Below are 12,696 nucleotides of genomic sequence, written 5' to 3'. Positions count from 1 at the left end.
GGGCTGAGGGGAGCCGGAACACCTCTTCGCTTCCCGGGAGTACTCATGAGCGCTGCTGTTGAGATCGTCTCGTTCGGCTACCTGCACGACGAGCCGCCCGCGGCACACCTGACCATCGACCTGCGCCACCACTTCCGCGACCCGCACGTGTCGCCGGAGCTCCGGTACATGACCGCCGACGACGAGCCGGTCCGCACGGCCGTGCTGAACACGCCCGGCATCAAGGACCTGGTTGAGGCGACCGCCGCGGCGGTCGCCGCGTTCGCCTCTGGCCCGAGCGCCGGAACGGTCACCGTCGCCGACGGATGCGCCGGCGGCCGTCACCGTGCTCCCACCTTCGCTCGCGCACTCGCTGAGCGGCTGGCCGCGGCCGGGCACTCCGTGACCGTTCACCACCGCGACTTGGACAAGCCCGTCGTCCAGCGCTGACGCCCGGTTCCTTCAACAGCCCCGATGGCCAAGCCGGGTTCGACTCCCGGACGGGGCGCTACCCCGCCGCAAGCGCGGCTCGGGGTGCTCATCCGGGGCGGTCGCCTCTCGCCAAGGACCGCGACCACCCCGGCACTTCGCACGCGTCAACGTCCCATCGACTTCCTGGAGTTCATCCATGACCGAGCGCGTTTTCGTCTCCGAGACCTCCGGTCCGATCGTCCTGGGTATCTCGCTGCCGGTCGGCAGCATCCGCGTCCAGGTGCTCGACAGCCTGACCGCCGCTCGCGTGGTCCTGCGCACCGACGACGCCACGGGGCCGGCGGCCGACGCCGTGAACCGCGCACGCAGCACGCAGAACGGGCAGGCGTTCGGCATCGAGGTGCCGGAGATGCCCGGCAACGTGATGGTGCAGAGCCGTCGCGGCAACCGCATCGTGCAGAACGTCGGCACGGTCTACGGCTCGGTGACGGGCATGACCATCATCAACGGCCGCGTCGTCTCCGGCGGCATGAACACCATGCAGACCGTCAGCCCGATCGAGGCCACGGTGTGCCTGCCCCCGCACTCCTCCCTCGCGGTCGTCTCGCAGTCCGCCGACGCCGAGGTCTTCGGCTACGTCGACCGGATGGAGTTCCGCTCCGTCTCCGGCGACCTGGACGCCGATGGCGTTCGGGAGCTCCGCGCCAACACCACCTCCGGCGACATCCACGCCGGCCGCGTCACCGAGCAGATCACCGCACAGTCGGTCTCCGGGGACATCGACATCGACCTGTACGACGGCCGCAGCGCCACCCTGGGCACCACCTCCGGGGACATTGAGGTGCAGGCCACCAACGGCGCGTCCGGGCACGTCAGCGCCAACAGCGTCTCCGGTGACGTCCGCCTGTCCGGTGCCCGGCACCTGAGCGTGTCCGCCAACACCGTCTCCGGCCGCGTCCGCAACGGCTGAACCATCGCCCGGCCCTTCCACCTCGACTAGGAGTCGCCCCGATGGCTGCTGCCGTCTTCGCCGCCGTGTTCATCGCCCTGTACGTCGCCCACAGCGTGGGCGACCACTGGGTGCAGACCTCGCACCAGTCCGCGCACAAGGGCCGTCCCGGCTGGGTCGGCCGCCTCGCGGACGCCCGGCACGTCGCCACCCTGACCGCCACCAAGGTCGCCGTCCTGCTGCCGGTCGCCTGGCTGCTGGACCTGCACCTGTCCGCGCTCGGCACTGTGGCCGCCTCGCCATCGACGCGGCCTCGCACTGGTGGGCCGACCGGCGCACCACGCTCGCGTGGCTGGCCAAGGTGACCGGCAAGGGCGAGTTCTACCGGCTCGGTGCCCCGCGCGCCGGCCGCGACGACAACCCGCACATCGGTACCGGCGCCTACGCGCTTGACCAGTCCTTCCACCACCTGTGGCTGCTGGTCGCCGCGCTCGTCATCGCCGCGGCCTAGCCGCGCCTCACCTCCGGCCCCCACCCGCGGGCCGGTTCTCGTCTTCCCGGGGTGGTCGCCTCTCGCCAAAGACCGCGATCGCCCCGGCATCCCTTCGATGCCAGGAGTTCCGTCATGCGTAGCTACATCGGCACCCACCAGGTCGTGAACCAGGCCGAGTTCGAAGAGCTGGCGTTCGGCTTCGACGAGCGGCCGGCCGGTCTGGACGTCGACCTGTTCCGCGGCCCCCTCCGGCCCGAGACGGCCGACGAACGGCAGGCCCGCGCGGACGCGGCCCGCGACATCCTCGCGGACCTGCGCGCGATGGGCGAGGACGGCGACGAGATCGCCGCCTGGGACGCCCTGTACGCCGACGCCCTCACCCACACCGTGCCCCTCCTGCGCTCCGTCGACCGCGCCGGCCGTTCCGGCGGGACGGGGGAAGCGGCATGAACACACCCCAGATCCGCAAGCCGTTGACCAAGACCCAAAAGGTCGTCCTGACTGCCGCGTTCGTCCCCATGCTGCTCACCGGTGTGGCCGGCGGCATCGGCACGTTCAGCAACATCGGTCACGCCTACGGCGAGGGCACCGCGCTCGGTGCGGTCGCGGCCGGTGAGGGCGCGACCGCCGTTCTCGGGCTGGTCCTGCTGGGGCTGACCATGCTGGGACAGTCCTCGCCGTGGCCCATCCGGGTCGGACTGTGGGCGTTGCCCGCCGCTGCCTCGGTCATGGCCGCGATGGCGGGACCCGACGCCGGCCGGACGGTCATCTACGCCGTGACCCCGATGGGCATGTGCGTGTCGGCCGAGGGCATGGCGTTCCTCGCGCGGCGCATCGTCGTCCACACCGACGGCCGCGACGCGGAGACCGAGCGCAAGGCCGCCGCGATCGTGCAGGCCCTCGCCTACCACCGCGCCCGCGCCGCCAACCACCCCGACGAGAAGATCCGGGGCCGGTCGGAGCGCAAGTCGTGGCGCCTCGCCCGCAAGGTCGGCGTCGGTGACGTGGCGCTCGGATCGAGGCTGCTGGACGTCCAGCGCGATCGGGTCACGGACGGTGCAGACGCCGCCCTGTCGGCCATGTTCGCCGGGATCGCAAATATGGAGGAATCTACCGAGACCAAGAGGAATCGGTCTACGGCTGACCTGCCGGAATCGACCCCGGCGCCGGTCGTCCTGACGCGTCTGCCGATGCCCGATCCGGTCTCGGTCGACTATGTGAAGTCGACTCTTCCCCTCAAGCCAGTACCGGCCATCGCCGCACCGATCGACCCGGCGCCGATCGAGTCGACCGAGCGGCGGGCGGTGGCGGCCGATTCCCCCCGACCTCGACGGGCGACCGGCCGGGTTCCCGAGGTGGCCCGATCGCCCCGATCCAAGCGCACGCCCGATCAGTTGCTTGCTGAGGCACGGACCGCGACGGCCGATTGGCCGGACGCGCAGATCACTGCCGAGGGCATCCGCCGCACCATCCGCACCTCGCCGGTGAACGCCCGGACGCTGCGGGACACGATCCTTGCCGAGCGCTCTAAGGCCGCGTGATGGCGGGGGCGTTCGGCAAGTGCTTCGACCCGAACGGTACCCGGTTCGGCGTCCCCACCTACCCGTGGCGGTACGCCCCCGACGGCCTCGCGACCCGCCGTCAACTCCGTGCCCGTGGCTTACGGCCGGGAGGTCAGCCGATCGCGGCTCAGGTGCTGCGCCCGCGCTACCGGCGTGGCCCGCTGGTCGCCTACCTCTACCGCGTCGACCGCGCCAAGTCGGTACGGCCGATGACCCCGGCCAAGTGGGCCGCGCTCGCCAAGGCCAACCTGGCGCGCCGCACCTGCCCGGCCTGCCGCGCAGACGCCGGTTACGTCATCCCCACCTCGCTCGGAACCTGCGTGACCTGCGCCTATCCCGAGGAACAGCGCGCTGCCTGAACCACCGAAACCCGGGACCGGCCGCCCACCTTCCACAGCAAGCCGGCCGGACCCTTCGACTCCCGAAGGAGCCCGTACATCGTGACGGAAAACCCCGTGTTCCCGCCCCCGGACGAGCCGGAGGGCACCGACGAGCGGACGGCCGCCGTGCTGCCGTTCCCGCTCAAGAAGGACACCGCCCCGTCCACCGCGCCTGGCGAGGGCGAGGCCAAGCCGGGCGAGTGGGAGGCCGAACTCCCCGACGCCGACGACCCCGAGGGCGACGGCCTGACCGAAGGCGCTCCGGTCGACCCGCCGCGCGAGGTCTACCCGCCCTCGGTCAGTGAGTGGATGGAGGCCAAGGACAAGGCCCGCATGCCGGTCCTGCCGGACTGGGTCAAGCTCCCTGACCAGCGCACGGCCGTCCGCAAGTGGGCCGTCCGGCACTACTCGACTGTGATCGGCTACCACGCCGTTCGTCTGCCGTGCATCTACACGCCCAAGGTGCTGTTCTACTCGCCGCGCGGGGCATGGCGCTGGTCGGCCGCGATCGGCCGGTGGGTGTTCGACGCGGAAGGCAAGTCCCTGCGCCTCGCCTCGGTGGCCAACGAGGACGCTGCCGAATACCTGAAGCTCTCGCGGCAGCGCAACGACCGCGTCAGGCTCCGGGGTATCGTCGCCACGATCGCCGGGTTCATCGGCCTCGCCGCCGCCCTGACCTTGTACGTCATGGCTCCGTCATGGCTGTTGCTGCTGTCCATCGCCACCCTGACGACCACGCTCGGGGCGGTCGGGGCGCCGGCGGACCGGCCGCTGATCGACATGGCCAAGGTGACGTTCCGCAAGCGCAAGTTGTCCTCGGACATCGTCATCCGTGCGCACGACGCGTCCGGGTTGACCACCAAGGATCAGTCGATTGCCTTCCCGCGGCCGATCGGCAGGGACGGCGACGGCTGGCGCGTAGTCGTCGACCTGCCGTATGGCAAGACGTTCGAGGACGCGGTGAAAGCTCACGCCCGGCTTGCCTCCGGCATGGACATCGCTCCCACTCAGCTCTTCCTGGACAAGGACGAGACGAGCGGGCGGCGGGTGTCGTACTGGATTGCCGACCGTGACCCGCTCGCCGTGCCGTCGGGCAAGTCCCCGCTGTTGGGGGCGACGCGGGTGGACTTCTGGAAGCCATTCCCGTGGGGTGTCGACGAGCGGGGCAACCCGGTCATGGCCACCATGCTGTGGCTGTCGCTGCTGGTCGGCGCCGTCCCGAGGCAGGGCAAGACGTTCTCTGCCCGGACCATCGCGCTCGCCGCCGCGCTGGATCCGTACGTGCGCCTGTACGTGTTCGACGGCAAGGCTTCGCCGGACTGGCGCAAGTTCACCAAGGTCGCCCACCGCATCGGGTTCGGCATCGTCCCGAAGAACGGGTTCGATCCTGTGGTGCATCTGCTGACCTCGCTGCGGGAGTTGAAGGCGGACGTCGAAGACCGCTACCACCGGCTCTCGGAACTGCCGCTGCACATCTGCCCGGAGGGCAAGCTCACCCCGGAGATCAGCCGGGACAAGAAGCTGAACATGCCCCTGACCCTGTTCGTGGTCGACGAGGTGCAGGAGTACTTGACTCACCCCGAGCACGGCAAGGAGATCCTGTCTCTGCTGGTCTACCTCGCCCGGGTCGCCCCGGCGGTCGGCGTGAGCGTGATGACGTCCACGCAGAAGCCGGACGACAAGGCGTGCCCCTCGGAGCTGCGCGACCAGCACCAGGCCCGGTTCGCCCTGCGGGTCGGCGCCTACCAGGTCTCTGACGTCATCCTCGGTGCGGGCTCGTACTCCGAGGGTCTGGATGCGTCCAAGCTGCTCAAGTCCCACAAGGGTGTGGGCCTGCTCAAGGGCATGTCGGACGACTCCGGCATCGTGCGCACCTACCTCGCCGACGGCCGCGACGCGGAACGCATCCTGACCAGGGCTGCCGCGCTGCGGGAGGCCGAGGGCACGCTGACCGGCGACGCGGCCGGCGAGGCCCCGGCCCCGGAGGTGTCCGCGACGATCCTGGACGACGTGGCGGCCGTGCTCGGCAAGGGCGAGGCCAAGGTGTGGTCCGAGACCATCGTCGACCGCCTCGCCGACCTGCGCCCCGACGTCTACGGCGCATGGGCCGAACTGGAGCCCAAGCCCAAGGCCGAAGCGCTCACCGCAGCGCTCAAGCCGTTCGGTGTGGCCACCGACCAGATCGGCCGCCGCATCGACGGCAAGACGGTCAACAAGCGCGGCATCAAGCGCGACGACCTCGCCGCCGCGATTACGCAGCGCAACGAAAAGCGCGCCGCCGGATAGCCCCGAAAGGTCGCTAACGCTAGCGGTAACCGTCGCTAGCGTTAGCGACCCTGCTAGCGACCAAAACCACGTCTGATCAGGTCGCTAGCGGCTAGCGGCCGACCTGCGGAAACCCCCAAAACCCCGCCTGAGAGGCCACCTGATGAGCCTTCCCCTCCTTGCTATCGCCTGCCTACTCACCGTCACTCTCGGTTACAGCGTCAAGTGCTGGCTGAGCCCGTTCGGCGACTGCCGCAAATGCGACGGCATGGGCCACGCCCTCAAGTCCGACCGCAAGGGACGCCTCAAGCGCGGCAAGGACTGCCGCCGCTGCCACGCCACCGGCAAGCGCATACGCGTTGGCCGCTGGATCTACAACCGCGCCGCGCGCACCTACCGCGCCGGCACCCGCTGACCCGCCCCGGAGGACCCATGGTCATCACCATCCCGCTCGTGCTGCTGCTCGCCGGTGGCCTTGCCCTGCTGCTGCGCTTCAAGGCGCTCGGCTTCGGCGCGGCCGTCGTCGCCGCGCTCTTCGGCTTCTACCTCGCCGCCACCGACGCGAGCGACACCGTCAACCAGCTCCTCACCGCCGTGACCGGCGCCCTCGCCGACATCGGCCGCTAGAAGGGAGACCAGGACGTGAACGAACCCACCACGCCCTACGACTGGCACCGTCCCGCCGGGCACGAGGTGACGGCCGTGGAGGTCCACCACCCCACACCGCTCGCCCCGGTACAGCACGCCGCGCCGTGCGTACCCGTGCAGCCGGGCAGCATCCCGGCCGTGGCGAGCGTCGTCCTGCCGGACGGCCGCGTCGTCACCGGCTACGCCATCGAGCCCGCCAAGCCCGAACCGGTCGCGACCAAGCCGGCCGTCTCGCGCACGGCGGTGAACGTCGCCCTCGGGGGCATCGGGTTCGGCGCCGTGTGCGGCGGCCTGGTCCTGCTGACCACGTTCATCGCCGCGCTCGCCGCGCTGGTCCATCAGCTCATCATCCTCGCCGCCGTCATCTTCGGCGGCTGGATCGCCGTGCAGGTCTTCAGCGCGAGCGGCCACCGCGGCGGCAACACCTTCCACATCCGCAAGGCCGTCATCAAGCGCAACCACTTCCACGGCTAGACGTGGCTGGGGCGGTCGCCTCTCGCCAAAGACCGCGACCGCCCCGGTTCTCCGTCCCTTCGACAGAAACAGGAGACCCCCAGCATGACCCAACCCACCCCGATCCGGCGAGGCCGTCTCAGGCCGCGTCTGCTGGACCTGTACTGCTGCCAGGGCGGTGCCGCCAAGGGCTACGCCGACGCCGGGTTCGACGTGACCGGCGTCGACCTCGCCCCGCAGCCGCGCTACCCGTACCGGTTCGTGCAGGCGGACGCGATCGCGTTCGTCCTCGAACACGGCGCACAGTTCGACTTCATCCACGCTTCCCCGCCGTGCCAGTTCTACAGCGACACCCAGCGGCTCATGGGCAACACCCACCCCGACCTGATCGCACCCACCCGGGCCGCCCTGGACGCTACGGGCCGCCTGTACGTCATCGAGAACGTGCGCGGGGCTGTGCCGCACCTGCGCGCTCCGGTGCTGCTGTGCGGGGCCATGTTCGGCCTGGCCACCTACCGGCACCGCTACTTCGAGACCGGCCGGTGGACGCTGACCGCTCCGCCTCATCCGGCCCACACCGCACCGGTCGCCAAGATGGGCCGCCCCATCCCGCCCGGCCATTACGGCCAGTTCGTCGGCAACTTCTCCGGCGTCGACCACGCCCGCCGCGTCATGGGCGTGCCCTGGATGAACCGCGAAGGCATCCGCGAGTGCATCCCGCCCGCCTACACCGAATGGATCGGGCGCGCCTACCTCGCCGCCATGGGAAGGCTGGGGGCGGTCGCGTGAGCACCAAGAACAACTACCTGCGGACCACGCTGTACCTGGCCACGGCCGGTGTGCCCGTACTGCCTCTGCGGGATGGGAAGGTGCCTTTCGGGAACTGCCGTGCGTGCGCGGGCAACGCGTGCGGTGGACGGCCGAACATGAAGCGCGCGGGTACCTGCCAGTGCCCCGCCCCCTGCCACGCGTGGGCTGCTGCCACCACCGACCCGAACGTGATCGCCTCCCCGCTGTGGGTGGCGGCATGGGAACAGGCGGTCTGCGTCGGCTACCACCCCGGCGGGGCGCGGCTGACCGTCGTCGACCTCGACAACGCGGCGGCCGTCGCATGGGCCCGTGAGACCCTGCCGGTCACCCGGATCGTGCCGACGACGCGCGGTGAGCACTGGATCTACCGGGGCGTCATGCGCTCGCACAACGCGGTCCGTCCGGGCGTCGACATCAAATCCCTGATGGCCTACGCCCGTTGGCTCGGTCCCGGCACCGGTCGCATGGCCGACCTGCCGTCGGCCGTCCGAGACCTGGTGGTAAAGGAAGAGGCCACCCCCGCGCCCGGGGAGGTGGTCTCTTCCCCCTCCAGCCGCGCCACGTGGGACCGGACGGTCGCCACCGGATGCCGCCACACCGAGCGCTACGTACGCACCGGCCTCGAACGCGGCCTCGCCAAGGTACGCAGCCACACTGAATCGGGCGCCGGATCACAGGCGTTCGGGGTCGCTCGGTTCCTCGCCGCCCAGCACGCGCACTGCCCCGGCCCGTGCGGACTGGACGCCATCGGCGAAGAGATCGTGGCCGCCGCCGTCTCCGTCGGCGTCCCCGGACCCTACGCCCGCCGCGCGGTCGCCAACGGTCTTGAGACGGACTCGGAGCGTGCGGCATGAACAAACCGTCCCAAACCCCTGTAGACGGCCCGCAGGGCGCCGTACAGCCCCCGCCGTGGGCGGCCGTAGGCGCCCGAAGGGACGTCGCCCGTCAGGGCGTCCTTTCTGCTCTTCGTCCTGACCCGCTACCGAACGCCTCCGGAGGGAGGACAGCCTCATGACCACACAGCCTGTGGACAGCCCCGACCTGTGGGCCGGACTGCCCACCCTCGACGAACCACCCGCCCCCGTGTGGGAGGACCCCGTTCCCCTCGCTGGACGCCGCACGCTCGCCGACTTCCCCGTCGGCGCGCTGCCGGACTGGTTGCGGGAGTTCGTGGCCGCGGTCGCCGAGGAGACCCAAACCCCCGTCGACCTTGCCGGATGCATCGCCCTGTCTGTGCTCGCCACCGCGGCTGGCGGTCGGTCCGTCGTTGAGGTGCGCGGGAACTGGCGCGAGCCGACCAACCTCTACGTCGTCGTCTCGCTCCCGCCCGCCAACCGCAAATCCGCGGTGTTCGCACTGCTCACGGACCCGCTGTACGACGCGGAGAAGCAACTCCGCACGCTCACCCAACCGGCCATCGTGGAAGCCGAGATGACCGCCCGGCTCGCCAAGGAAGCGGCCGACAAGGCCGCGTCCAAGGCAGCCACGGCCGGCGCGGACGAACGGGATGAGCTGGTCGCCACCGCGATCGCGCTGGCGCAGACCGCGGACAGCGTCACCGTCCCCGCCAAACCGCAGCTCCTCGCCGACGACACGACGGCCGAGACGGTCACCTCACGGATGGCCGAACAGGGCGGCCGGATCTCCGTCATGTCCGCTGAGGGCGACATCTTCGACATCATCGCCGGCCGCTACTCCGGCAAGCCCAACATGGGTGTCTTCCTCAAGGGCCACGCCGGAGACCGGCTCAAGGTCGACCGGCAGACGCGAGAGGAGTACATCGAGCACCCCGCCCTGACCATGGGCTTGTGTGTGCAGCCTCAGGTACTGGACGACATCGGCCGACAGGAAGGCTTCAAGGGCCGCGGCCTGCTCGGCAGGTTCCTCTACTCGGTCCCCGAATCCATGGTCGGCCACCGCAAGATCGAGCCCGACCCGATCCCGGACCAGGTCAAGGAGACCTACCGGCGTCACGTCCTTGACCTGACGCTCTTCCTTGCCGAGTGGACCGACCCCGCCGTCATCCAGCTCAGCCCCGAGGCGAACGCCGAACTCAAGGCGTTTCAGCGGCGGTTGGAGCCCATCTTGGAACCCCGCAGCGGCGCCCTGGGGCACATCAACGACTGGGGCGGCAAGTTGGCCGGCGCCACCGCCCGCATCGCCGCGCTCCTCCACCTTGCCCAGCACCTCACCAACGGGCACACGGTGCCCGTGGCCGAAGCCACCATGCGCGACGCGATCGCGCTGGCCGACTACTTCACCAGCCACGGACTCGCCGCGTTCGACGCCATGGGAGCCGACCACGCCACCGCACGCGCCCAAAGCGTCCTGGAAGCGCTGCGCACGCACAGGTGGACCGAGGTGAGCAAGCGGGACCTCATGGTCAAGCTCTCCCGCTCGGAGTTCCCCACCGCCGCGGACCTGGACCCGGCACTGAGCCTGCTCGAAGACCACGGCTACGTGCGCGCCCAACCCGTCGTCCGCACCGGAGGCCGGGGCCGGCCGCCCTCCCCGCGCTACGTGGTCCACCCCCGGCTGACCGACCCGACCAACTGAGCCCGCTCACAGAAACCACAGAATCACAGAAATGCCCGTCGTGAGCCCCTGACCTGCGCAGACAGCCAAGTCGGGGGCTCACGACGCCCCACCACAGAAACCCGCAGAGAAGCCACAGAAATAGACCGACCCCGGCCGCGCTGGACCGGCCCTCTTATTTCTGTGGAACCTTCGGCGATTTCTGTGGCAGCACCCACCGCGCGGCATCACCGCAGGTCAGGCATGCAATCCCGGGTTTCTGTGTATTTCGTGGTTTCTGTGGCGGCTCTCGGTCGGTTCCACCAACTTCCCTTGCTCTCTCGCCCGAGGAGGAGTCGTGGCCAAGCCCCGCGACGAGATGCTGACCATCCCTGAAGTGATCGAAGAGATAGGCGTACCGCGAGCGACGTTCTACCGCTGGCGGCAGTACAAGAAGGGCCCGAAGTCCATCAAGCTCCCGAACGGCGCAGTGCGCATCCGCCGGTCCGAACTGAGTCGGTGGCTCCAGACGCTGGAGGAGAGCGCGTGACGAAAGACGCCGACAACGGGGCTGAGCAGAACAACCGCCCGGCCCCGGACGGGTTTTCGCTCGATGTGCGCCTATGGAAGGTGACCAAGGCACAGAGCAAGACCCGTCCCCACCAACTCCGTTGGAAAGTCGGAGGAAAGGTCAGTAGCGCCACCTTCGCTACGGTGGCTCTCGCGGAGAGCCGTAGATCTGAACTGTGGCAGGCAATGCGCCGTGGCGAGGCATTCCGCATCACCGACGGACTGCCTGAATCCGAGGTACGGGCCGAGGCCACTGCGGAGCAAGCCCGTGAGGAACTTCCCTGGTTCGCGTTCTGTCGCGAGTACATGGCGATGCGTTGGCCAACCGCCGCGGCCAAGACCCGTGAGGGCATCGCCGACGGGCTCGCCGCGGTGACGCTGGCTCTGGTGGAGCAGGAACAGAAAATGCCGTCACCAGAAGAACTGCGTCTCGCCTTTCGGTGGGCGGTCATTCCCAAGAACGCTGAACTTGACCCGCCGGAGGAACTTGAAGACGCCTACGGCTGGATCTCCAAGAAATCGCTTCTCGTCTCCTCGCTGGAAGACCCGAAGATTCTTCGCGATGTTCAGTATCGGATCTCCTTCAAGCTGGACGGAACCCGTGCGGCGGGGGAGACCTCCCGTCGTCGTCGGCGCGCGCTCAACACGGCGGTTGAATACGCCATTGAGCGCAGGCTTCTGACGGAGAACCCACTCACCGCCATCAAGAAGGTGAAGAGTTCCTCATCAGACCGCGTGGATCCCCGTGTTCTCGTGAACAAGACGCAGGCTGCTCAACTCCTCGCCGCGGTCTCCTACGTCGGGACATGGGACCGCAAGAAGGGCCGACGCCTGGTGGGCTTCTACGCGGTCATGTATTTCGCCGGGCTCCGTCCGAGTGAGGCTGTGGGCCTCAAGAAGGCTGATTGCTTCCTCCCGGAGAAGGGGTGGGGCGTTCTGACGCTCCACGACACGCACCCCGTGTCGGGCAAGCAGTGGACAGACAGCGGAGAGCGCCACGACAAGCGCGGCCTGAAGTCGAGGGAGGCCAAGGAAGACCGGCCTGTCCCGATCCCCCCGCCGCTCGTGGCCATGCTCCGTGCTCACCTGAAGGAGTTCGGCATGGCCAAGGATGGGCGGCTCTTCACGAACGAGCGGGGCGGTCTCGTGGGCAGCAGCACCTATTGGCGCGTATGGCGGGACGCTCGGGAGTATGCGCTCCCGCCGGACCTTCAGGCGTCCATCCTCGGGGGGCGGCCGTACGACCTGCGGCATACCTGCATCACGACGTGGCTGAACGCTGGCGTGCCCGTGGCCGAGGTTGCCCGTCGGGTCGGCAACTCGCCTGAGGTGATCCACCGCGTCTACGAGGGGTGCATCTACGGCCAGGAGGAGGCCATGAACAAGAAGATCGAGGCGGAACTCGATTGGCCAGACGACCCCGCGTGACTTCATATGGCGGAGCGTGAGCCGCTCGCTGTACCTTGCACTGCGTCATTCAGGGGAAGCACTGGAAGGGGAGAAGTGCAGTCGGCAGTGGACATATTGGAGGGCAAGGGGTTCAACCTAGTCACAATCGGGCTTGCGGTCCTCGCCTTGGCTCTGGGTGCGGTCTCTGTCTACTACGCCAGAAGAGCCCTCTTCCCCCCAAAGCGTCAGCTT

General features: G+C 69.4%; 14 protein-coding genes and 1 pseudogene. All 15 read left to right on the top strand.

The window, feature by feature from the left end; genetic code table 11:
- Positions 1–45 precede the first annotated feature (45 nt).
- The 15 genes and pseudogenes from ACZ4WS_RS39460 to ACZ4WS_RS39390 all read left to right on the top strand — a co-directional run bounded on the left by ACZ4WS_RS39460 (position 46) and on the right by ACZ4WS_RS39390 (position 12,483).
- Positions 46–429 (top strand): RapZ C-terminal domain-containing protein, encoded by a 384-nt coding sequence (locus ACZ4WS_RS39460; protein ID WP_467987927.1) that lies wholly within the window; start codon positions 46–48, stop codon positions 427–429.
- Positions 430–607: 178 nt separating this feature from the next.
- On the top strand, positions 608–1,381 hold the full coding sequence (locus tag ACZ4WS_RS39455; RefSeq protein WP_467987926.1) for a DUF4097 family beta strand repeat-containing protein: 774 nt from the start codon (positions 608–610) through the stop codon (positions 1,379–1,381).
- Between the two features lie 41 nt (positions 1,382–1,422).
- Positions 1,423–1,871 (top strand): annotated as a pseudogene (locus ACZ4WS_RS39450) (transcriptional regulator).
- A gap of 114 nt (positions 1,872–1,985) precedes the next feature.
- Complete coding sequence (locus ACZ4WS_RS39445) at positions 1,986–2,303, top strand: hypothetical protein (RefSeq protein WP_467987925.1); 318 nt, start codon at positions 1,986–1,988, stop codon at positions 2,301–2,303.
- Positions 2,300–3,394: a conjugal transfer protein gene (locus ACZ4WS_RS39440; protein WP_467987924.1), complete on the top strand. Its 1,095-nt coding sequence runs from the start codon at positions 2,300–2,302 to the stop codon at positions 3,392–3,394. The genes ACZ4WS_RS39445 and ACZ4WS_RS39440 overlap by 4 nt, the downstream gene beginning before the upstream one ends.
- Complete coding sequence (locus ACZ4WS_RS39435) at positions 3,394–3,774, top strand: RRQRL motif-containing zinc-binding protein (RefSeq protein ID WP_467987923.1); 381 nt, start codon at positions 3,394–3,396, stop codon at positions 3,772–3,774. The genes ACZ4WS_RS39440 and ACZ4WS_RS39435 overlap by 1 nt, the downstream gene beginning before the upstream one ends.
- Before the next feature lie 81 nt (positions 3,775–3,855).
- On the top strand, positions 3,856–6,081 hold the full coding sequence (locus tag ACZ4WS_RS39430) for a cell division protein FtsK (RefSeq protein ID WP_467987922.1): 2,226 nt from the start codon (positions 3,856–3,858) through the stop codon (positions 6,079–6,081).
- 142 nt (positions 6,082–6,223) lie between these two features.
- A complete protein-coding gene (locus tag ACZ4WS_RS39425; protein ID WP_467987920.1) occupies positions 6,224–6,475 on the top strand; it encodes a hypothetical protein in 252 nt (83 codons plus the stop codon).
- Positions 6,476–6,492: 17 nt separating this feature from the next.
- Positions 6,493–6,687 (top strand): hypothetical protein, encoded by a 195-nt coding sequence (locus tag ACZ4WS_RS39420; RefSeq protein WP_467987919.1) that lies wholly within the window; start codon positions 6,493–6,495, stop codon positions 6,685–6,687.
- Between the two features lie 15 nt (positions 6,688–6,702).
- Positions 6,703–7,182, top strand: coding sequence for a hypothetical protein (locus ACZ4WS_RS39415; protein ID WP_467987918.1), 480 nt, complete (start codon positions 6,703–6,705; stop codon positions 7,180–7,182).
- An 84-nt stretch (positions 7,183–7,266) separates the two neighbouring features.
- Positions 7,267–7,950 (top strand): SAM-dependent methyltransferase, encoded by a 684-nt coding sequence (locus ACZ4WS_RS39410; protein ID WP_467987917.1) that lies wholly within the window; start codon positions 7,267–7,269, stop codon positions 7,948–7,950.
- Complete coding sequence (locus ACZ4WS_RS39405; protein WP_467987915.1) at positions 7,947–8,825, top strand: bifunctional DNA primase/polymerase; 879 nt, start codon at positions 7,947–7,949, stop codon at positions 8,823–8,825. Before ACZ4WS_RS39410 ends, ACZ4WS_RS39405 begins: the two co-directional genes overlap by 4 nt.
- A gap of 157 nt (positions 8,826–8,982) precedes the next feature.
- Positions 8,983–10,527 carry a YfjI family protein gene (locus ACZ4WS_RS39400; protein ID WP_467987914.1) on the top strand — a complete coding sequence of 515 codons (1,545 nt, stop codon included), beginning with the start codon at positions 8,983–8,985 and terminating at the stop codon, positions 10,525–10,527.
- 316 nt (positions 10,528–10,843) lie between these two features.
- Positions 10,844–11,035: a helix-turn-helix transcriptional regulator gene (locus tag ACZ4WS_RS39395; RefSeq protein ID WP_101400676.1), complete on the top strand. Its 192-nt coding sequence runs from the start codon at positions 10,844–10,846 to the stop codon at positions 11,033–11,035.
- Positions 11,032–12,483, top strand: a complete 1,452-nt coding sequence (locus tag ACZ4WS_RS39390; RefSeq protein WP_467987913.1) for a tyrosine-type recombinase/integrase — start codon at positions 11,032–11,034, stop codon at positions 12,481–12,483. The genes ACZ4WS_RS39395 and ACZ4WS_RS39390 overlap by 4 nt, the downstream gene beginning before the upstream one ends.
- Positions 12,484–12,696: the final 213 nt, after the last annotated feature.

It is taken from the genome of Streptomyces sp. NPDC029292, from assembly GCF_055569295.1.
This window is presented reverse-complemented; position numbering and strand designations above follow the sequence as displayed.

Excerpts from the sequence above, each read along its gene's own strand:
- ACZ4WS_RS39460 (WP_467987927.1), top strand. The coding sequence starts at position 46 with ATGAGCGCTGCTGTTGAGATCGTCTCGTTCGGCTACCTGCACGACGAG.
- ACZ4WS_RS39455 (WP_467987926.1), top strand. The coding sequence starts at position 608 with ATGACCGAGCGCGTTTTCGTCTCCGAGACCTCCGGTCCGATCGTCCTG.
- ACZ4WS_RS39445 (WP_467987925.1), top strand. The coding sequence starts at position 1,986 with ATGCGTAGCTACATCGGCACCCACCAGGTCGTGAACCAGGCCGAGTTC.
- ACZ4WS_RS39440 (WP_467987924.1), top strand. The coding sequence starts at position 2,300 with ATGAACACACCCCAGATCCGCAAGCCGTTGACCAAGACCCAAAAGGTC.
- ACZ4WS_RS39435 (WP_467987923.1), top strand. The coding sequence starts at position 3,394 with ATGGCGGGGGCGTTCGGCAAGTGCTTCGACCCGAACGGTACCCGGTTC.
- ACZ4WS_RS39425 (WP_467987920.1), top strand. The coding sequence starts at position 6,224 with ATGAGCCTTCCCCTCCTTGCTATCGCCTGCCTACTCACCGTCACTCTC.
- ACZ4WS_RS39420 (WP_467987919.1), top strand. The coding sequence starts at position 6,493 with ATGGTCATCACCATCCCGCTCGTGCTGCTGCTCGCCGGTGGCCTTGCC.
- ACZ4WS_RS39410 (WP_467987917.1), top strand. The coding sequence starts at position 7,267 with ATGACCCAACCCACCCCGATCCGGCGAGGCCGTCTCAGGCCGCGTCTG.
- ACZ4WS_RS39400 (WP_467987914.1), top strand. The coding sequence starts at position 8,983 with ATGACCACACAGCCTGTGGACAGCCCCGACCTGTGGGCCGGACTGCCC.